Source organism: Elusimicrobiota bacterium (assembly GCA_016788905.1).
Classification (GTDB): Bacteria; Elusimicrobiota; Elusimicrobia; order FEN-1173; family FEN-1173; genus JADKHR01.
In genome coordinates, this window is sequence record JAEURZ010000003.1 from 91,753 (window position 1) to 110,884 (window position 19,132).

14 protein-coding genes are annotated in these 19,132 nt (G+C 54.0%); 11 read left to right on the forward strand and 3 right to left on the reverse strand.

Features of this window, described 5'->3' with window-relative positions; translation table 11 throughout:
* Positions 1-16: 16 nt before the first annotated feature.
* Genes rpmI through JNK54_02115 form a run of 6 tightly spaced genes read left to right on the forward strand, consistent with a single transcriptional unit; the run spans position 17 to position 6,009 of the window.
* Positions 17-217 carry a 50S ribosomal protein L35 gene (rpmI, locus tag JNK54_02090; GenBank protein ID MBL8023058.1) on the forward strand — a complete coding sequence of 67 codons (201 nt, stop codon included), beginning with the start codon at positions 17-19 and terminating at the stop codon, positions 215-217.
* On the forward strand, positions 207-572 hold the full coding sequence (gene rplT / locus JNK54_02095; GenBank protein ID MBL8023059.1) for a 50S ribosomal protein L20: 366 nt from the start codon (positions 207-209) through the stop codon (positions 570-572). Before rpmI ends, rplT begins: the two co-directional genes overlap by 11 nt.
* A 51-nt stretch (positions 573-623) precedes the next feature.
* Positions 624-1,688 carry a phenylalanine--tRNA ligase subunit alpha gene (gene pheS, locus JNK54_02100; GenBank protein MBL8023060.1) on the forward strand — a complete coding sequence of 355 codons (1,065 nt, stop codon included), beginning with the start codon at positions 624-626 and terminating at the stop codon, positions 1,686-1,688.
* On the forward strand, positions 1,685-4,066 hold the full coding sequence (locus JNK54_02105) for a phenylalanine--tRNA ligase subunit beta (protein MBL8023061.1): 2,382 nt from the start codon (positions 1,685-1,687) through the stop codon (positions 4,064-4,066). The genes pheS and JNK54_02105 overlap by 4 nt, the downstream gene beginning before the upstream one ends.
* Complete coding sequence (locus tag JNK54_02110) at positions 4,063-4,797, forward strand: hypothetical protein (GenBank protein ID MBL8023062.1); 735 nt, start codon at positions 4,063-4,065, stop codon at positions 4,795-4,797. Before JNK54_02105 ends, JNK54_02110 begins: the two co-directional genes overlap by 4 nt.
* 3 nt (positions 4,798-4,800) lie before the next feature.
* Positions 4,801-6,009, forward strand: a complete 1,209-nt coding sequence (locus JNK54_02115; GenBank protein MBL8023063.1) for an MltA domain-containing protein — start codon at positions 4,801-4,803, stop codon at positions 6,007-6,009.
* Here JNK54_02115 and JNK54_02120 read toward each other — a convergent pair.
* On the reverse strand, positions 5,928-6,848 hold the full coding sequence (locus JNK54_02120; GenBank protein ID MBL8023064.1) for a hypothetical protein: 921 nt from the start codon (positions 6,846-6,848) through the stop codon (positions 5,928-5,930). The genes JNK54_02115 and JNK54_02120 overlap by 82 nt on opposite strands.
* Positions 6,845-8,425 (reverse strand): beta-N-acetylhexosaminidase, encoded by a 1,581-nt coding sequence (gene nagZ, locus JNK54_02125; protein MBL8023065.1) that lies wholly within the window; start codon positions 8,423-8,425, stop codon positions 6,845-6,847. Before nagZ ends, JNK54_02120 begins: the two co-directional genes overlap by 4 nt.
* Before the next feature lie 90 nt (positions 8,426-8,515).
* Here nagZ and JNK54_02130 point away from each other — a divergent pair, with 90 nt between their 5' ends.
* From JNK54_02130 to JNK54_02145, 4 genes are read left to right on the forward strand one after another with little or no spacing between them, the layout of a single operon-like run.
* A complete protein-coding gene (locus JNK54_02130; GenBank protein MBL8023066.1) occupies positions 8,516-9,409 on the forward strand; it encodes an N-acetylmuramic acid 6-phosphate etherase in 894 nt (297 codons plus the stop codon).
* Complete coding sequence (locus JNK54_02135) at positions 9,406-10,605, forward strand: DUF1343 domain-containing protein (protein MBL8023067.1); 1,200 nt, start codon at positions 9,406-9,408, stop codon at positions 10,603-10,605. Before JNK54_02130 ends, JNK54_02135 begins: the two co-directional genes overlap by 4 nt.
* Positions 10,606-10,621: 16 nt before the next feature.
* Positions 10,622-12,136: a hypothetical protein gene (locus JNK54_02140; protein MBL8023068.1), complete on the forward strand. Its 1,515-nt coding sequence runs from the start codon at positions 10,622-10,624 to the stop codon at positions 12,134-12,136.
* On the forward strand, positions 12,129-12,752 hold the full coding sequence (locus JNK54_02145; GenBank protein ID MBL8023069.1) for a VTT domain-containing protein: 624 nt from the start codon (positions 12,129-12,131) through the stop codon (positions 12,750-12,752). The genes JNK54_02140 and JNK54_02145 overlap by 8 nt, the downstream gene beginning before the upstream one ends.
* Here JNK54_02145 and JNK54_02150 read toward each other — a convergent pair.
* Positions 12,730-13,494, reverse strand: coding sequence for a hypothetical protein (locus JNK54_02150; protein ID MBL8023070.1), 765 nt, complete (start codon positions 13,492-13,494; stop codon positions 12,730-12,732). The two genes, JNK54_02145 and JNK54_02150, sit on opposite strands and share 23 nt — an antisense overlap.
* Before the next feature lie 104 nt (positions 13,495-13,598).
* Here JNK54_02150 and JNK54_02155 point away from each other — a divergent pair, with 104 nt between their 5' ends.
* Positions 13,599-19,064 carry a hypothetical protein gene (locus JNK54_02155; GenBank protein ID MBL8023071.1) on the forward strand — a complete coding sequence of 1,822 codons (5,466 nt, stop codon included), beginning with the start codon at positions 13,599-13,601 and terminating at the stop codon, positions 19,062-19,064.
* Positions 19,065-19,132 lie beyond the last annotated feature (68 nt).

Here is a 19,132-nt window from a genome sequence, read left to right on the forward strand (position 1 = left end):
TAAGTCGAGTTCATTCATGCCAAAAATTAAAAGTCACAGTGGAGCGAAAAAGCGTTTTCGAATCACCGCTCAAGGGCACGTCATGCATCAAACGCAGGGACGACGGCATCTCTTGATCGGTATGTCTTCCAATCGGCGCCGTCGTTTCCTGAAAGACAACAAATTGAACACCAAACAATCCGATATGATTAAAGCGATCTTGCCCTATGCGCGTTAAAAGTTCTGTTTACACTCGTCAGCGAAAAAAGAAATGGTTCCGTCGCGCCAAAGGGGCCTACGCCACGAAAAGTACCCGGTGGCGGATGGTTATTCAACATTTGGAAATGTCCATGCGGCATATGTATCGGGGTCGCAAAGATAAAAAGCGTGACATGCGGGCTATTTGGATTCAACGAATCAATGCCGCTTCCCGTGCGGAAGGCTTGAGTTACTCACGCTTTTTCTCGGGTTTAAAAAAGGCCGGTGTCGTCATGGATCGCAAGGTGATTGCGACCATGGCCACGGAAGACCAGGCGTCCTTCCAGAAACTCGCGGCAGTGGCTCGAGAACACGCCTTCGTTAAAGCGGCGTAGTCTTTCCGGGCTGGACCCGGTGTTCTGACTTTCCGGGCCCCGTCGTTCTTTATGTCCGCCCTCCTTTCACAACTGGAATCCCTTCGAACCGAGAGTCTTGCGGAGGCTGCGTCATTAGCCGATGGGGACGCGTTGGAAGCTTATCGTCTCAAATACCTCGGTCGTAAAGAAGGGGCGTTAACGCGGATTCTTACCGCCCTCCCGGGTTTACCCAGTGACGAAAAACGCGATGTTGGACGGCGTGCCAACGAACTAAAAGTTGCCATTGAAGCGAGTGTGGACCGCCGAAAGAAAGAATTGGACAATGCCCGCCTAACCTCTGAGCTCTCAAAATCAAAAATTGATCTTTCCTTGCCGGGATTCCCCTTGCGGCGTGGGGGCCAGCATCCCTTGACGCGGGTGATGGAGGAGATTACTGATGTTTTTTTACGGTTGGGTTTTTCCATTGCGGAAGGACCTGAGGCCGAAACAGATGATAATAACTTCACCGCTCTCAACCACCCACCGGATCATCCCGCTCGAGACTCTCACGACACGTTCTACTTAAAGGACTTTACCGATCGAGCGGGTCAACCGCTTCTTCTTCGTACGCACACCTCCCCCGTTCAAATTCGGCATTTGCGGTCTCGCAAGCCTCCTGTCTACATCGTTGCTCCAGGGCGAGTTTTTCGTCATGAAAATGTGGACGCCACGCACTCCTACGTTTTTCATCAGGTGGAAGGTCTCGCGGTGGATATCGGGATTTCCGTGGCGGATCTGAAGGGGGTATTGACCCTTTTCGCGGAACGTCTTTTCGGCGATCGGGGGGTCTCCGTTAAAACACGCTTTCGTCCTTCTTTTTTTCCTTTCGTTGAACCTGGTCTTGAAATGGATATCTCCTGCACGCTCTGTGGTCAAAAAGGGTGCCGGGTGTGCAAGTTCACGGGGTGGGTGGAAATGTTAGGGTCGGGTCTTGTTCATCCGAATGTTCTTCGGTCCGTGGGGTGTGACCCGGAAAAATATTCGGGCTGGGCTTTTGGCATAGGGGTGGAGCGGGTGGCCATGTTCAAATACGGAGTGGACGACATGCGCCTTTTCTACGAGAACGACATTCGGTTCTTGGAGAATTTCGCGTGAAGGCTTCCTTTCTTTGGTTGAAAGAGTTCGTCGAATTTTCCGAAACTCCCCAGGAGATCGCCGCGCTATTGCTGAAGCAGGGATTTGAGGTGTCCGCTCTTACTCCGGTGGGAGGCGCGGTGTCCGGCGTGGTGGTGGCTCAGGTGGAGTCGGCCGAAAAGCATCCCAACGCGGACAAGCTTAAACTGTGTGACGTTTTTGACGGAACCTCCCATTTTCAGGTGGTCTGTGGAGCGCCCAACGTTGAGGCGGGGCATCGATATCCGTTCGCCCGCTTGGGAGCCCGGTTGCCGGATGGGCTTGTGATTGAGAAACGGCCCCTGCGGGGGATCGATTCCCACGGGATGCTTTGTTCCTCTCGGGAGTTGGGGCTTGGTCCCGACCACTCCGGTCTTTACCTTCTTCCGAACGAAGCTCCCTTGGGTCAAGACGTTTTGGAAACGCTCGCGCTTAACGATGTTATTCTCGATGTGGAAGTGACTCCCAACCGACCTGATGCGCTTTCCCACTGGGGTCTCGCTCGTGAGATCGCTGCGGGGCTGGGGAAACCTGTTCGGTGGCCTGCCTTGTCGATTCCGGTGGTTCCCCGAAAAACGGGTTTGGTCCGGGTGGAGGAACGAACGCTGTGCGGCCGATATGTGGCCCGTGTTCTCGATTCCGTGCGGGTGGCGCCATCCCCCCTGTGGATGCGTCTTCGGTTGGAGCGATGCGGGATTCGGTCCATTAATAATGTGGTGGATGTGACCAACTACGTTTTGCTGGAATTGGGTCATCCCCTTCACGTCTTTGATCGTGCCCGGCTAGCGGGGGGATCGGTTGTTGTTCGTTTGGGAGGCGCCGGAGAGAAATTGGAATGTTTAGACGGGGTCACCCGAACCGTGGATGGGGTTCTTGTCATTGCGGATGGTAAAGGTCCTGTGGCCGCGGCGGGGGTGATGGGGGGGCAGGGGACTGGCGTGGGGGAAAACACAACGTCTGTTTTGTTGGAAAGCGCACGATTTTTGCCGTCTCATGTTCGGCGCTCCCGCGGCCGATTGAACGTGTCCACCGAAAGTTCCTACCGTTTTGAACGGGGGACCGATTTTGAAATGACGGAGAAGGCCAGCTGTCGTGCGGCGGCCTTGATTCAGTCTCTGGCCGGTGGCGTGATGGTGGCGGAAGAGGACGCCCGGAGTGAAATGGCGACGCCGAAGCCCATTGAAGTTTCCTTTGAACGACTTTTGCGTCTTTTGGGATTGTCGGTGAGCCTGGCTGACGTTAAAAACGCTTTGGAAAGTTTTGGTTTTGTGTGCGAAGGCGGGGACCCTTTGTTGCGCGTAACGCCGCCTCTTCATCGGGCGGATGTGCAGGACACTCCGGACATCGTTGAAGAAGTGGCGCGTCGGATCGGTTACGATCGTATCCCTGGCCGTGTGCGGGCGGCGGTGTCCGATGGGCCGGCGCTTCCGCTTGTCCGTTCGCTTTCACTCCGTGCACGGGATAAATTGATCGGGCTTGGGTTTTGGGAAGCTGTTCAAAGCGGGTTGGTTCCTCGAACGTTGTGGGACCGTTGGGCGGGGCCCACCGGCGAAAACCCGGTGGAACTATCCAACCCTCTTTCTTTGACCGGAGAATGTCTGAACCCCAGTCTCTTGGTGAACCTTTTGGTGTGTCTGGCGGGTAATGTTCGGCGGGGATCCCGTGACGCTCGACTGTTCGAATCGGCCCGGGCCTTTCACCGTAAGGGGGGGGCGGTGGTGGAAGCGGATCATATCGCTTGGGCGGCCACGGGGCGGGACCACGCGGATCACTGGAAATATCGCTCGCGTCCCTTGGAAATGTGGGACGCCCGGGCCTGGTCTGAGGCGCTTCTGAACGAGTGGCGTTTGGAAGGTATTTCTTTTAAAGTGGAACCCCTCCCCTTTCTCCACCCGGCCGAATCCCAAACGATTTGGCGGGGTGAGGAACGTTTGGGTTATTTCGGACGGGTGCATCCCCTTCAAGCGGAAATGTGGGCGTTGCCGTCCGATACGTTTGTGGGGGAGTATAACCTGTCGGTGGCGGTGGGGGGACCTTTTGTCGAACGAAATTACCGAGGACTTTCCCGTCAGCCGGCCTTGGTTCGTGATTTCTCCCTGGTGTTTCCCGAGGGAGTTCCTTGGGCGTCCATCGTCTCGTGGATCAACCGTGAGTGCGCATGGGTGGAGGCTGTTGAACTTTTTGATGTGTTTCATGGGCAGGGACTTCCAGCGGGGACGCGGAGCCTCGCGTTTCGGGTCACGTTTCGGCATTCCGATCGAACTCTTACCGACGAGGAAGCTCAGACTTTGCACGAACGGGTGCTGACCGGATTGGAGAAAGCCCATGGGGCCCATCTCCGGGTGGCTATCCCCTCATGAGCCCCACGCCCCGTTTTCGCCCTGAACGACAGGTCGCCACGGTGGCCTTGTTGGGTACCCTCTTAACCCTGTTGTCAGGATGCGTCTACCTGCGTCTTCTTGAAGTCAAGAAACAACTTCAAAATTTCGATACCCACTTTGCTATTGGAGGTCGGTCGAATCTCGTCATTGAATTTAAGAAACCGGTTCTTCGTTTAAAAGACACCCGTTTTCTTGTTGGGGCGGAACCTCTTTTTCAAACAGAAAATAACGGGGAGGTCCTCCTTCACTATGAATTTAATTTGGTCCATCGCTCCTCCGTTCCCTCTCCGCCGCCGTTAAACCGATTGAGCTTGGATCTGGTCTCCCGCGATGGGCGTTTGGCCAAAATCATTGTGCCTGAAAAGTTCATGCTCCTCTTTCCGCGAAACGTTATATTGGAAACGCTGAAGCAGGCGAAGGACGCCGAAGTGTTTGAACTAAAAAAAATGGCCCGGGGACTCATTCATTTGCCCCCCGATATTGAAGCGGAACTTCCCAGTCACGAAAAGACGTTAATGTTGCTGGGCAATCCCGCGGTCAGTGTTCCTGAAAATGATTTGCAAGTCTTATCCTATCGTTACGCCATTTCCAGCGCGACCCGGGATGTTCCCATTTTGGCTCACCTGAGTTTTGACGCGTCTGGTCTTCTTAAAAAAGTGCATGTGCGGTGGGACCAGTCTTCCATCGAGGCACTTTTTATTCGGGAGTAGTGTTTGGGGCGCTGGCTCTGTCTGCTCGGTGTTGGCGTTTTTCTGTCCGCCTGCTTAGGTCCGGTTCCCTCCTCGCGTGAGTCCCCTGTTGCGCCGCGCCCCTTTGACAGTGGTCTTGGGGGCAATTCCCATTCGTTGGTTCGCCTTTCCCCCGCTGAAATTCCCTCTCTGATTGACGATTCTTCTATCCCGGAACTGGTCGTCGCTGTTCAGCAGAGTGTGGGGTATTATCGATCGCTTCCTTCCGACCGTTTTTTTTATTTGGGTCCCGATGTTTACACGGCGGACGAAATGGCCGCGTCCCTGGAACATTTTCTTTTCGTGATGGAGGGTGAGAAGGGAGACCGTCGGGAAGCCCTGGCGCGAGATTTCCATGTCTACGCTTCAGTGGGGTCAGACCACCAGGGCACGGTGGTCTACAGCGCCTATTACGAGCACAGTTTACAGGCCTCTCTGAAAAAGACGAAAAGGTTTCGGTTTCCCTTGTATGGGCGACCACCGGATCTGGAGGAAGAGCGGTTTCCGAACGGGGACCGTCGGGTCTTCCGGAAATCGAATCTCGGGCGGACGCCCTATTACACGCGGAAGGATATTGATTCGGATTTCGTTTTGGCGGGGCGCGATTTGGAAATTGCGTGGGCCGATGACCCTGTGGAAATATTTTTTCTGCAGGTTCAGGGGTCCGGCTGGTTGCTTCTCCCTGATGGCAGCCGGGTCCGGGTCCGTTACGCGGGAAACAACGGGCACCCGTATCAGTCGGTGGGAGGGGCGATGATCGAGCAGGGGATCCTTCCACGGAAAAAGTTTAGTCGGAAGGCCATGGTGGACTATTTGGCGTCCCACCCGGACGAACGGCAGAAGATTTTGAATAAAAATTCCCGCTACATTTTTTTTAAAATTGATCAGGGGTCGTTAAAGGATAAGGCCGTTGGTTCCTTGAACCTGCCGTTAACCCCAGGCCGGTCGGTGGCCCTAGATCCCCAGGTATTCCCGCCGGGCGCTCTGGCGTGGATGTCTACTTCGGGGAGAAACAACGTTCAACGATTCGTGTTAAGTCAGGACGAAGGAGGGGCGATCAAGGGGCCCGGGCGGGTGGACTATTTTGTGGGAAGTGGAGCGGAAGCGGAGGCCTACGCTGTGGGGTTATGGGAAAAAGGACGACTTTTCTTTTTGGCCAAGAAGCGAGGAGGGACGGCAGGGGGCGGTCGTTGAGGGATGAGGGACGGAGAACGGGCGGCCCGTTGTTCGGGGGGCTCTCCCGGGGGAACGAATGTAAAGCTCGTGCGGGGTGTTTGTTGGCGAACAGCGAAAAAAACGCCTTTTCGGAATTGACTCTTCGCCATAAGCGAACCTCCCCAACTCACGGGAAGGGGAGAAATCCCTTTCATTTTTTGACTCAACTTCACCACTAAGGAAGCCAGGTGGTTTTGGGCCTCGTGAATGATCTGGGCACAACGGGAATCCCGGGCAGACCGTCGGAATACTGTTTTTGCCAGAGCGGCTGTTTCTTTGATCGACAAACCTGTTAACGGAAGAGCGTTCCGTTTTAAAAACTCGTTTCCCATCCACCAGCCGCTTCCCTCGTCGCCCCGTTTGGGGCCAAGCCCCCCCACCCGAATCCATCGTCCCGTTTGAGTTATTCCCATCGCGATGGACCCGGTCCCCGCCACGAGAAAAATTCCAACCGTTCCCTTTCTCGGGTGCCCCAGGGCGGTGTGGATCGCCAGCTCAATATCCGAGAGAGTGTTCACGGTTTTGGCCAAGGAAGAAAGTTTTCGGGCAAGTTTTTTGCGTTCCGAAAGAGTCCATATTCCTTTTGACCCGACGATCAAACGTTGAACGTTGTTCCATTCGTTTCGCTTCCAAAGCGAATGGAGAACCGGGACCAACTGCTCGAGGGAGACCCCATTCTTTTTCCATTTGTAGAGCGCGCGTGTGGATCCTTTCGCGGCCGCCAGGCGCAACCAACTTCCTCCCAGATCCACGACCACGGTGGTGGGCGATTTCGTTTTAGTTGACCTGCTCCGCAGGATCTGGGGTTCGATGATCATCGGAAGCCTTTTTGTCTCCGCTCCGTGGCTTTTTCTCTCATAGGGGACCCTAGGGGGGAATCCGAGCTGAATATCTTTTTTAGGCAGGCCTCCAGTTGGACTTGGCGGAAGCCAAAGGCGTTGACGATCGTGGTGGACGGTTTAGAGAATTCTTCGTCATAGGGATCCCGCATCAAGACCACGACCAACGAACGAATCTTTTTTTCAAGAATTTTTAATAGTTTGTAATTTCCCGGTTGCAGGTGGGCGTCATAACAAAAGAAAATAGTGGCGGCGCAGGATTCACTTTTCTGTACCGCCGTGCGTATTTCCTCCTGATTCGGGTTGATCGTGAGTAAATGAATCCGAGCCGAAGAAGAGGGGGGAATGCATTTCCGCAGGAATGTTTTTTCCTGGCAAAGGGCCGGTTCGATCATGATTGTTTTGGCCAGATCGGACAAGCGGGGGAAAAGGATTTGAAAAGGGCCCCCGATTCGGATCGGAAGCGGTTGGCGGCCTTCCCTTACATTCACCGCCCCTTGAGCCACGGTTTCCGCGAGTGGAGCGCCCGATCGTTCGGAGCAAGGGACCCCTGGGGCAAAGCGAGTTCGGTTTCTCCCCCGAAGGGCACGGAGGCGTTCCACGGACCGTTCCAGATCTTTGATCTTCAATTCACCGGAGACGTAAGCGTCCCGAAGGTTCCGGAAAACGTCCCGTTGGAGATCACGTTTGTGGCAACAAAGGATCAGATCGTGGCCCGCCCGTGCGGCGAGCACGGCCGCCCGACCGACAGGCGCCAATCCCCGTAACGCGCCCATTTCCAAATCGTCGGACGCCACGACACCGCGAAAGTCCAGTTCCTTTCGCAACACGTCCGTGATCAGTCGGCGTGAGAACGTGGCGGGTGTTTTTGGGTGAGGATCGAGGTTCGGGTACAAAGGGTGGGACGACATGACCATGTCCACCCCGGCCTGGATGGCGGCCTGAAAGGGGATCAGGTGGTGTTTCCTCCATTCGCGCCATTTGACGGGGATGACGGGGAGATCGAGATGGGGGTCACGGGTGGCGGGGCCCAGGCCGGGGAAATGTTTGGCGCAGCCGCTCACCCCTTCGTTCTGGAGCGCCCGGATTCGAGCTGTGGCGAGCCGGGCCACAATTTCCGGATCGGGGCCGTAGGAACGAATTCCAATATTGGGGCTGAAGGCTTTCGTTAGAACGTCCACGGTAGGGGAAAAGGAGACATCCATGCCCAGCCGACGAAGTTCCCGGCCTTCGATGGTTCCCTCCGCGCGAGCGGCACTTGTTTTTCCGTAACGGCCGAACGCCAGGTTGTCGGGAAAAACAGTGACCCCGGACTGGAACATGATCACACGTCCCCCTTCGTGATCTACGGTGACCAGGAGCCGTCGACCGAGGGCTTGTTCCATGTCTTGAAGGAGAGCTCGGATTTGAGTGGGAGAACGGAAGTTGATGCGAAACAGGATAAGACCTGCGGCGTGTGTTTCACGAAAAAAGAGAATATCGTCCCGTGTGGCTCGGGGGCCCGGAAGACCAAAAATCAATGTTTCCCCAATGAGGGACTCGAGGGTGTCGGTCATGGGACCTGGAGGGCGTCCGCGGGATCGGGACACAAGAATGATTTTTTTGGAGACTCTAAAAGGGGCGCTAAAATTGATATTCTCCTCGATATGGACGTTCGTTCTTACGCTCGACTTCCCACGGAAAAACCCCACCCTCGGTCCGCAGGGTTGGACCGGCTTTCCCCTGGGGGCCAATTCGACCTGATGAACCAAGATAATTTCGCCGCCGCGAAGGCGGTGGCCAGCGTCAAGCGGGATGTCCTTCGCGCCGTGAATCTGCTGGTCGACCGGATGTCCCGCGGGGGCCGGGTGTTCCTTGTGGGGGCCGGGACCAGCGGTCGCCTGTGCGTTTTGGAAGCCGCGGAATGTCCGCCCACGTTCGGTACGTCCCCGACCCTCGTTCAGGCCCTTATGGCCGGGGGAAGACCCAGTGTTTTCCGATCGAAAGAAGGTGCGGAAGACCAAGCCCAGGAACTTGAAAAAAAATTAGGTTCCCTTCTTCAACCGTCGGACGTTGTGGTGGCGGTCGCTGCCAGTGGCGTTACGGCTTTTGCCGGTGCCGCCTTGGTCCTGGCTCGGAGGCGTCGCGCGGCCACTGTTTTTGTGACGTGCAACCCCCAGTCTTCCGTTCCGGCCGACGCGCGTGTTCGGCTCCGCACCGGGCCGGAAGTTTTGGCCGGGTCCACCCGGTTGAAGGCTGGCACGGCCACCAAGATGATACTAAACATGCTGACCACTCTGACCATGGTGCGGTTGGGAAAAGTGTATGGCCCCTGGATGGTGGACCTACAGCCCCGTTCCAAAAAACTGGTGGCCCGCGCCACCCATTTGATTTCCCTTTTGGGTCGCACCTCAACGGCGGAGGCGGCGTCCCTGTTGCGCCGTTCTGGGGGGAAAGTTAAAACCGCGATCGTGATGGCGCGGCACGGGGTCTCGCGTTTTGAGGCCGAGCGCCGGTTGGTCCAAGCGGGAGGTTTTCTTCGGGAGGTTTTGATTCCATGAGGTACGGGTGGGCCTTTCTCTCGCTGATGTTCTTTGGCCTTGGTTCCGTTAACGGGGCCGTGCAGACGGGGTTGGATGTGTTGGTGGAAAATCATTTCGAGCCCCTTTGGGGGAAACGGGTGGGGGTGATTGCGAATCACGCCGCGGTGGATCGGCACGGGCGCCATTTGGTCGATTATCTCATGGAGGCCCCGGGCGTGACGATGGCCGCGGTGTTTTCTCCTGAGCATGGATTTAGTGGCACAGTGGAACATGGGCGGACGGTGAACCATAGTTTATGGGCAGATACCACCATTCCTCTCTACAGTTTATACGGCGATTCCAAACGCCCAACGGCGGATCAACTTAAAAATCTGGATGTTTTGGTGTGTGATCTTCCCGATGTGGGGGTGCGCTATTACACGTACATCACCACCCTGGGGTATGCTTTGGAAGAGGCCGCGAAGGCCGATTTGGAGTTTGTGGTCTTGGACCGGCCCAATCCATTGGGAGGGGCCGTGGTGGAAGGTTTGGTTCTGTCTACGGGGGTTCGGCACTTTACGGCGTACTATTCCATACCAACCCGTCACGGTCTGACCCTGGGGGAAATTGCCCGCTGGCACGATCAAAAGGGGGCATTAAACTCCCGCCTTCTCACCGTGACCATGCGGGGGTGGGAACGGCCCATGTTATGGGAAAACACCGGACTAAAATTCATCCCACCTTCCCCCAATATCCCTACCCCGCGAACGGCGCTGCTTTACGCCGGGGTGGGGGCCTTCGAATCCACGAACGTTTCCGTGGGGCGCGGGACGGACACCCCTTTTGAAGTTTTTGGGGCTCCGTGGATGAAAAATGTGACGGTGGTTAAACGTTTGTCTAAAAAGAAATTACGGGGGGTTCGGTTTAAAGCGGTTGTCTTTCGGCCGAAAACAGACCGTTACAAAAAGCGGAAATGTTATGGGGTGCGGGTCATCATCACCAACCCCAAGACCGTTCGACCCGTGGATATTTTTGTTCACGCGGTCTGTGCGTTGCGCGATATTTCACCAAAGGATTTTAAACCCCGATGGGCCGAAATGCCCCGGGTGGTGGGGTCCTCGGATTTTGAGGTCTGGTTCAACGCTGGGGAATCGCCAGAGACCATTCTTAACCGGGTGCACGAGAGCGCCGCTGGTTTTAGCGAAGAACGAAAACCTTTCCTCCTTTACCCATGACGGGGACTCCCTCCTGATGGAATCTGCACTTTTCGGAAACGCGTTGGTCTCTCCGGCCGATTTCGGGGTGCTGGTGGGGTTATTGGTGGCCATGGTGGGGGTGGGATTTTATTTTCGTCGCCGGCAAACCAACACGGACGAATTCTTTTTAGGAAGTCGCCGCGTCCCCGGTTGGGCGGCCGCCCTGTCCTTTGTGGCCACCGAAGTGAGCGCGGTGACCATCATTTCTGTCCCGGCCGTCGGGTTTCTTGAAAATTGGGAATACCTTCAATTCTTTATCGGGTCGGCCGCGGCACGGATTGTGATTGCCACGCTCTTCATTCCTGCGTTTTATAAATACAACTGCACGACCGTTTATCAATTTCTGGCCGCTCGGTTTGGGTGGGGAACTCAAGTGGCGGCCTCTTCCTTTTTCTTTTTGACGCGGCTCTTGGGGTCTGGGGTCCGCCTCATGGCCGCGTGTTTGGCGCTTTCTGTCCTTTTGGGGTGGAACATTCTTCCGGTCATCCTGATCTTTATTTTGATTGGGATTATTTATATGGGACTTGGGGGTATGCGGGCTGTGGTTTGGACGAACGTTTTGCAGGCGGGTGTTTTTATTGTTGGAGGAGTGGCGGCGGTTCTTTTTCTGGCTGGACAAGTGGATGGGGGGCTGACGGGAATGCTTCAGACAGCTCGTCAAGGGGGCCGGTTGTCTGTTTTTGACTGGGGGCCCTCTTTTGGGGACCCGGCCTATTTTTCGACTTTTTTCAAAAACCCCCATATTTTGTGGGTGGCCATCCTCAACGGTTTTTTTGGGTCCATGGCGGCTTTTGGGACGGACCAGGATTTAATGCAACGGTTGCTCACCGTAGAAACCCGACGGGAAAGTCAAAAAACCATGATCGCCACCATCGTGTTAAGTTTAGGGGTCCTCTTTATTTATCTTTTGGTGGGGGCAGGGCTCTACGCGTTTTACACGGGGCATCCCGGGGCTGCCTTGCCCGATAAACTGGACGCCATTTTCCCCCATTTCATCGGGAACGAAATGCCGTCTTTCCTCAAAGGACTGCTTCTTTCGGCCATCGTTCTGGCGGGAATCGATTCGCCGCTGGCGTCCCTGGCCACGTCGTTTGTCACGGACGTGTACAAGCCTCTTGCGGCGCGGTGGGGATGGGGGGCGATGGAGGATTGGCGGGCTCTTCGTTTGTCCCGTTACTGTGTGGTGGGGTTTGGTGTCGTTTTGGCACTTTTGGCGTGGGGGTTCAGCTCCTTCAATAACATCCTCTGGCTGGCTTTTAAAATTGGAGGTGTGACCTTTGGCTCTCTTTTGGGGATTTTTCTTTTGGGCCTACTCACTGAGCGTGGTCGGAGCCCCACGAATATTGTGGCCATGGGTGTGAGCGCGCTGGTCAATTTGGTTTTGCTGGTTCTTTCCGAGAAGGGCATTTTGCCTATGGGGTGGAGTTGGTTGGTGATCCTCGGAACGCTCCTGACTTTTGGGTTGGGATATCTTTTGTCGGTAAAAGAAAAAGGGGAAGTCCATGCTTGAAAACTTTATTCATTTGATCGAAGGATTAAAGGGGAACCCCTTGTCTTTCCCTGTGTTTATCGGGATGTATGTGGTGGGGTGTTGGATCTCTCCGGTGAGTTTGTTTCCCGTGGCGGGGGGAGTCCTTTTTGGGTTTCGATTGGCGCTGGTGGTCAATATGGTGTCCCTTCTCCTGGGAGCGTCCGGACCCTTTTTCCTCGCCCGGCGGCTGGGACAAAAAAGGCTGACGCGGTTCTTCAACCGTTGGCAAAATAGGGATGTGGCCGCCCACTTACGAAATCCCGGGGCGTGGGCGTTCGTTGTTCTGCGTCTGGTGGGGTTTCCCCCGTTCACGGTGACCAACTATTTGGCGGGTCTGTCCCATATGCGTTATCGTCGTTACCTGTGGACCACCGCCATCGGGGTTTTTCCAGGGACCTTTATTCTCACCTTCTTCGCGGACACGCTTTGGAAAATACTGGTTGAAGCGGGGATCGACGGATTTCACCGGGCCATGATGAACCATTCCAAGCCTTTGTTGCTGGCGGGGGGGGGAATGGCCGCACTTTTGGTGACGGGAATTCTTTTGAACAGGTGGACCAACAGGAAAAACGTTAACCGATCGGTTCAAAACTAAAGAGGAACCGTTCGGTTTCTTTCAAAAGTCGTTCCGACCAGGCGGGGACAGCGGCCACGGAGAGAACGGTCAGTCCTTCTGCATTGACGAGGAAAATAAGTCGATGGCGGAGGACAATGGGTTGGGTGGGGTCTTCGTAGACGACTTCGTAGGCCCTTTGAAAAAGGGGATACGATATGGGGCCCCGGGAAAGGATCTGGGTTTCCCCCCGTTTTGGAAGGAACATGAGAAACTCGTTCACGGATGTTTCCAGGTCTGTTCCATCGGTGATCGGTCGACGGGTGAGTGCGAACTCCAGGGTGGGAGTGGCCTTGTCCGGTTTGAAAAAGTAAGTGCTCACTCCTTCCGAGTTCATGGAATAGGCGATCCAATGTCTCGGATATTGAATTCGCCAGCTTTCTGAATTGTTCTCGAATAGCGTGCTCTGCCCATCCAATCGAAAGGCCCGTTCCCAAAGCGCTTGGTAGGAAACCCGCCCCACCGCGTCGCTCAACCCTAAAAATGAAAATAAGAATCCCGCCATGGCCAACCATCGGCCCCGGTAGACGTGAGGGTAAAGGGTGGAGTGGTTAATGACCCAAAAGCTGAGAGGAAGTGATAAAAAAGCCGCGAAGATTGAGGACCAGGGGCCCACCCCCTGGAGAAGACCCCAAACCAATACCCCGCCCAGAAGGGCCACGACAGAATATCCGATGCTCGGGCGAACCCAGCGAGATTTCGTGGTGTTGGGAGCGAGTGTCATTTCGGGTGATTCTATAGGAATGCTTGCCCCCTGTCAAAAAAGTTTACAAAAATGTTACATTTCCTTAAGACAAACCTCTTAAAGGGAATGATATTTTTAAAGCTATGAGGGTCAAACAAATCATCGCTTCAACCCTGGTGGGGGCACTGTTTGTTAATCAGACTCTCTTGGCGTCCGGAGTGGAAAACGCATTTTGGAAGGAGAGGCGGGTCGAACAACGCCGGCGGTCCTCTCGCTCGGATGTGGGGTTGTTGGCCCGGGCCCAATTCGGTTCCACTTCCATTGCTTCCGCCATTCCCGTGGCCGAAAAAGTTTCATTTCACACCAAGTCCTTTGGTTCGGCGGTCCGGTCCCTCTCCCCGCGGTTGACCGAAGATTACCGGGATGTTTTCGGCGCCCTGCCTTCCGCCAACATGACCATTCGAAAACTCACCCTCCCCCCTGACGGTAAGCCAAGGGGGATCGTTTACTATATTCAGGACGTTCACAAAAACAGGGAGGCGCAACAAAACATTGCGCGAACGATTACCCGTTTGATGGAATCCCCTCCAGTGGCCTCCCGATTGTCTCTTTTGGGATTGGAAGGCGCTTTTAACCCCTACGATTTTTCCTACCTGCGCTCTTTTCCAGACCCGGTGGCGGCCCAACTCGCGGCCGAGGAACTTCTCTACCAACACGAAATGTCAGGGCCCATCTATTCCGTTTTGACCACCACGGGCCCCATCCCCTCCGTTGTGGGTGTGGACGACCCTGTTCACTACAACGCCAATGTGGAAGCTTACCGTCGTGCTTTGCCCACTCAAGTGGAACAGAAGTCCTACGTTTTAAAACAACGGGCTGAAATAGAATCCCAGAAGACGCGGGTGTTTAACGGTTCTCTCATCAAATACGATCAACAGGTGCAGGCGTATTATCGTGGTGAACTGTCGTTGGGGGCTTACGTCAAAATGTTCGCGGAAGACAAAAACGTTCCCCTGGGCGGAGCCCTCAAACCGTTCGTCCGGGCGTTGCGTTTAGAAGAAACCTTGGATTTGAAAAAGGTGGAAACAGAACGGGCTTTGTTGCTGGAGGTCCTAGCGAAAACCTTAGACCAATCCCGCGTGGACGCCTTGGTGGCCCACAGCGTGGCCTACCGGTCCGGTGAACTTTCTTACGGAGATTTCTATCGATGGCTCGAATCGCTTTGTGTTCAGGCGGGCATCCGCTTGTCCAATTTCCCGGCCATGGAAACCTATGTTCGCTATGTGCTTGCGGCTGAAGGGATCGACGCTGAACAGCTCTTTCACGATTTAAATAGAAGAGAACGGGACCTGTATTCCGCCCGAGCCGTGTCGAAGGAAGAAAAAGACCTGATTCGTGTTTCGCGGAACCTGACCCTCATTGAAAAACTCTTGGATTTTTCACTCACCCCGGAAGAATGGGCCGAATACCAGAACGGCCGAGAGGCTCGCCGCGTGGATTTGGAACCCTATGAAACTTTTTACCGGGAAGCCCATGCCCGGGATCAGACCATGGCGGACCGCTTTGTTCAAGCGGTGGTGGAATCGTTACCGTCCGATCTTACGGCGAAACCGCCCCTTTCCATCCTCGTGACGGGCGGCTACCATTCCCCGGGAATTACGACGCGGTTGGTCAACGCAGGAATGGCCGTCGTTTCCGTCGTCCCCAAAATAAAAACAGTGGACACGACCCAAGGATCGGCCTACCTTTCCGTTTTTGCCCAGGAGAAAACGCCCCTGGATCGGCTTTTTGAAGGGTCGAAACTTTTTGTGGCGGACAATCCTTTAAGCGGGAACGCGGCCGCCCGTCAGCTCTTATTGGCGTCTGTGCTAACGACACAACCGGGGAAAGATCTCCCTCATCATATTCGGGAGTTTTTAAGTCGGAAAATTGAAGGAGTTTCTTTAATTTGGAACGGGTGGGTGGCGCAGGTGCATTTTGTGGAAAAAGGGAAAAAGTATTTCTTTCCCGTTAGCCCCAAGAGTAACACTGGAGACAAAGCTCATTCCCTTCAAGAGTCTCCGTCAATAGGTGCAGGTATTCGTGCCGGGTGGGGCCATGTCGTCAATTGGTTAAGAAAGGCGATATCTCTCCTTTTCGGTGTTCCCAATCCGTCGGAGGTGATCCCCGAGAGCACGAAAGAAGATCCTTCCCCCTGGCCCCCTTTGTCCGAATTACCAGAGCCGTCTCAAAAAGGCAATAAACAAAGGGGCTTTGTTCGTGTGGATTTTGATCATGGAATTGGCCGATTGTTGGATTTAACAGAACCGTCTTCCGAGATTTCCTCATCTGAGGAACTCTCATGGGAGGCTCTGTTAAATAACGATCGGTTTAAAAAGTATGCAATTGTTTTGAAACCGAACGGTGAATTTGAGATTCATCCCCGGCTTCACCAGGCCAGTGATCATAAGGATCTTTACGAGGCGATGCGGAGGGTTCTTGATCTTCAAGAACGGATCAACGTTGGGTTTGGAGGGAAGGTGGATGAGGACGGGTTTCCTATTCCCGGCCGATTCTTTTTGAACGAAGGACATGCGGACGTTGTTCTTTATTCCAGTGATGGTACAAGCCGTCCCCTTCACGAGGGAGAGTCGCTAGTTGAAGCCATGTCGGATCCACATGTCATATTTGCAGCTATTCAAAATCCTGCCCGGGCCAAACGAGATGGGGGCGGTAATGCTGGAAAGTCACCAGAGCAAGTTAACGCGGATCCCGCTTCATATTCGTTGCGGGCGGAAAATCTTTTGGAAAAATTTGCGCTGGAATTGGTTCTTATTTGGGTGGCAAAAGATGGCACGAAATGGTGGTTCACACCGAACCCCGCCGCCTATTTTCCCAATGATCCTCAGGGGGCCCCCCTTAGTCAATTAGATCAAATGACTTTTTCACAGTCCGAAAGTGGTGCTCCCCAAAGCGAAATAAGTTCATTATCGTCTTTGACGGCAATTTTTGAAGCATTAGAAGCAGTGAATTCTTCTCAAAGTCTAAAAGACAAAGACATAACATTATCGGGAATGATTGCGGCGGTGAATGGATGGTTTAGTGAGCCAAAGGATGAAAATCAAGGTTTATCCACTGATGAGTCTAAGCCAGATGAAATAGAGTCGGGTGCATCACAAGATCAACCCAAACCTAAACCCAAATTAGGGAGAATTAAAGCGGGGGCTTCACAGAATGTGGCACACGCCCATTTCCTTCGGATAATCCTTCCCATTGAGAACGCTCCACGAATCCCAATAGGTGAGGTTGGTCCCGTGTCCGTGAGTGTTCTGGGGGATCCGCAGAATGGGCCGGCTCTCGTGTTAGAGGCCAAACAAGAAAATCGGGACCAACTGGTGAAGGTACTGTTTCACACGATTAAGGACATAACCGACCGAGGGCTTTCCTACAATTTTATTATAAGACAGACTTCAGATGGGTTTCGCGTTTTTATTGCTGAAAAGGTCAGAGGTGTTCCAACCGTACGGTTCCCTAATGAATTCGCTTTTTTCGAAGTAGGTCGAACAATCAACGTTGAACGTCTAGACCATTTTAATAAATTAACTGATGATCAAAAAAGGGAGATGAATGACCCGGAAACGAATCTTACAGAATGGATTAAAAAGGAAAAAAAGGAAGGCCGGTTGAGTATAGTAGATCCAAAGCTGTTAGAAGATATTATAGCGGCGATCGTCAGTGTTTCCGCTTCTGCCGATGCAATTGAGGCTCTCGCTGATCGCGTGTTGAAATTTACTCCTGAAACCCTTGCGCAATCCGGGAAAGTTGAGTTGGATTCTTTGTTCTCACGGTTTTTGAGAAATAAAGAGACTGGGGCCACTTCGCAAACGGCGGGTGTGTGGCGGGTGGGGCGGTGGGTGAACGATTTCTTGGGGGCGCCGGTGTATGAGACGGGGTTCTTTTTCTTGATGCCTTTTCTGTTGGGCTCATACCTGGGGTTGGGTTTGGGATTGATCGCTTTTGTTGGGTTTCACTTTTGGGATGATTATAAGGGGGCTCTGGAAACGGGACTTTCACCACCGGGTGATTATCGTCAAGCGGTGGGTTCGCTGGTTCCGCGTGTTCTCCGTGCGGGGTTGCTGTATGCCCTTCCCTTTGTTTTGTTTGGCCTTGGTCCCTGGACGGGTTCTTTTGATGTGTTGACGTCTTTCCTCTCTGAATCTCCGTATCACACGGCCCTAGGTGTGGCACTCCTTCATTCGGCCCGCAACGCTTACACGGCTCTGTCCCGTTGGATGGAGGCCAGGAATTTGCAGAGTTTTAACTGGAATTGGAAATCCATGGTGGTTTTGTTCGCTGTGTGGACCCCCCAGTTGGCTTGGGCCAGTTTGACGGGGGCGGGAGACAATGGGTTGCTAGTCGATTTGGTTACCTCTTCGAGTGGAGTGGTTTTGTTTTTTTCTGTTTGGGGTTTAATGGCTTTCTACGTGTCAACCCTTTTTGGCCGTGTTGTGGGGAACGACGGTGAAAATCACTTGATCGATCGGGTGAAAAGGGCGGGATTGCCCCACGAAATTGAAGACGCCCTTCTTGGGGAGGCTGCGATCCAAGCTGAGAATTTTGAAACCGCTTTGAAGGCGCTTTTTGCGACCCGTCATGTTCACTCTGTCGCTCCCAGAGTCATTGAGGTTTTAAGAAAAATGGGTCAAGGCGAGCGAGCCAAGGCGATTGAATCGCGACTGGCCTTCAAAGATAGGGATCAGCTATTGGGGGTTCAAGAGAATGGTGATTCTGTCCGGGTGAACGCAACGCGAATGGCGCGCGTTGTCGCGGGCTATGGATCCAGTGTTCGTGAAAACCTGACGGAGGGTCAACGGGAAATCTTAGACCTCTTTAACCATACGTTTCCCCATCCTGACTGGTTCCATTTGGATTCCTTGGATCCGAGGTCGTTGCCCTTGGGTTTGATCCGAAATGTGGGGGAAGATTTGACCAATCCGCAAGACGTTCACGTTTTCGATGAATCGTTCACAAAAGGGTTGGCCGAACCGAACAGCGGACCATTGACGGCCACGAATGTCCTTCAACGGTTGCGGACGTTCGTTGATTCTGAACCCAACGGCCCGATGGAAGCAGCGGAACAGGAAAACCGAGTGCCGGTTGAAATGCAGATCGTTACGATGGCGGATATGGACTTGGTTCGGGACACGTTGACTCGGCTCCAATCGATCAATGCTGGCGAGGCAGGGAAAGTGTATCTCCTCCTCATGGGGGCTGATTCAGAGACCGTTGGAGCCCTTCAAAAAGCGGCGAAAGGAATCCCCTTTGTGGGGGTGGGGCCCAAACCCGTTGCCCATGTGGCGGCAGGTCAGTCTTCTCCTTGGGTTAACCCGACTCAACTGGGCCATCAATATAACTGGGCTCGAAAAAAACTAAATCTTCCCAAAGGAATTGATCTGGCGGTGAGTGTATCGGAAAGTGTTGTGTTTTCCCAAGAAGAAATGAAAAATGTGAGAGGTTTAGATGACGTTCTCAGAGCCGCCCTTCTTCGTTATTTGACTTCCCTGCCCCTTCGTCTGGCCGACTTTAACACGATGCTCCGTGTGATTCAGAAAACGAAAGAATCCGCGTAAAGAGTTCTACAGCCTCACTTTTTTAAGTATACGAGGAGGCCCCCCTCACCCGCCCCTACGGGGCACCC

Bases quoted from the DNA above. Each gene is read 5' to 3' on its own strand.
- pheS (MBL8023060.1), top strand. From the start codon at position 624: ATGTCCGCCCTCCTTTCACAACTGGAATCCCTTCGAACCGAGAGTCTT.
- JNK54_02145 (MBL8023069.1), top strand. From the start codon at position 12,129: ATGCTTGAAAACTTTATTCATTTGATCGAAGGATTAAAGGGGAACCCC.
- JNK54_02135 (MBL8023067.1), top strand. From the start codon at position 9,406: ATGAGGTACGGGTGGGCCTTTCTCTCGCTGATGTTCTTTGGCCTTGGT.
- nagZ (MBL8023065.1), bottom strand. From the start codon at position 8,425: ATGACCGACACCCTCGAGTCCCTCATTGGGGAAACATTGATTTTTGGT.
- rpmI (MBL8023058.1), top strand. From the start codon at position 17: ATGCCAAAAATTAAAAGTCACAGTGGAGCGAAAAAGCGTTTTCGAATC.
- JNK54_02130 (MBL8023066.1), top strand. From the start codon at position 8,516: ATGGACGTTCGTTCTTACGCTCGACTTCCCACGGAAAAACCCCACCCT.
- JNK54_02155 (MBL8023071.1), top strand. From the start codon at position 13,599: ATGAGGGTCAAACAAATCATCGCTTCAACCCTGGTGGGGGCACTGTTT.
- JNK54_02150 (MBL8023070.1), bottom strand. From the start codon at position 13,494: ATGACACTCGCTCCCAACACCACGAAATCTCGCTGGGTTCGCCCGAGC.
- JNK54_02110 (MBL8023062.1), top strand. From the start codon at position 4,063: ATGAGCCCCACGCCCCGTTTTCGCCCTGAACGACAGGTCGCCACGGTG.
- rplT (MBL8023059.1), top strand. From the start codon at position 207: ATGCGCGTTAAAAGTTCTGTTTACACTCGTCAGCGAAAAAAGAAATGG.
- JNK54_02140 (MBL8023068.1), top strand. From the start codon at position 10,622: ATGGAATCTGCACTTTTCGGAAACGCGTTGGTCTCTCCGGCCGATTTC.
- JNK54_02120 (MBL8023064.1), bottom strand. From the start codon at position 6,848: ATGATCATCGAACCCCAGATCCTGCGGAGCAGGTCAACTAAAACGAAA.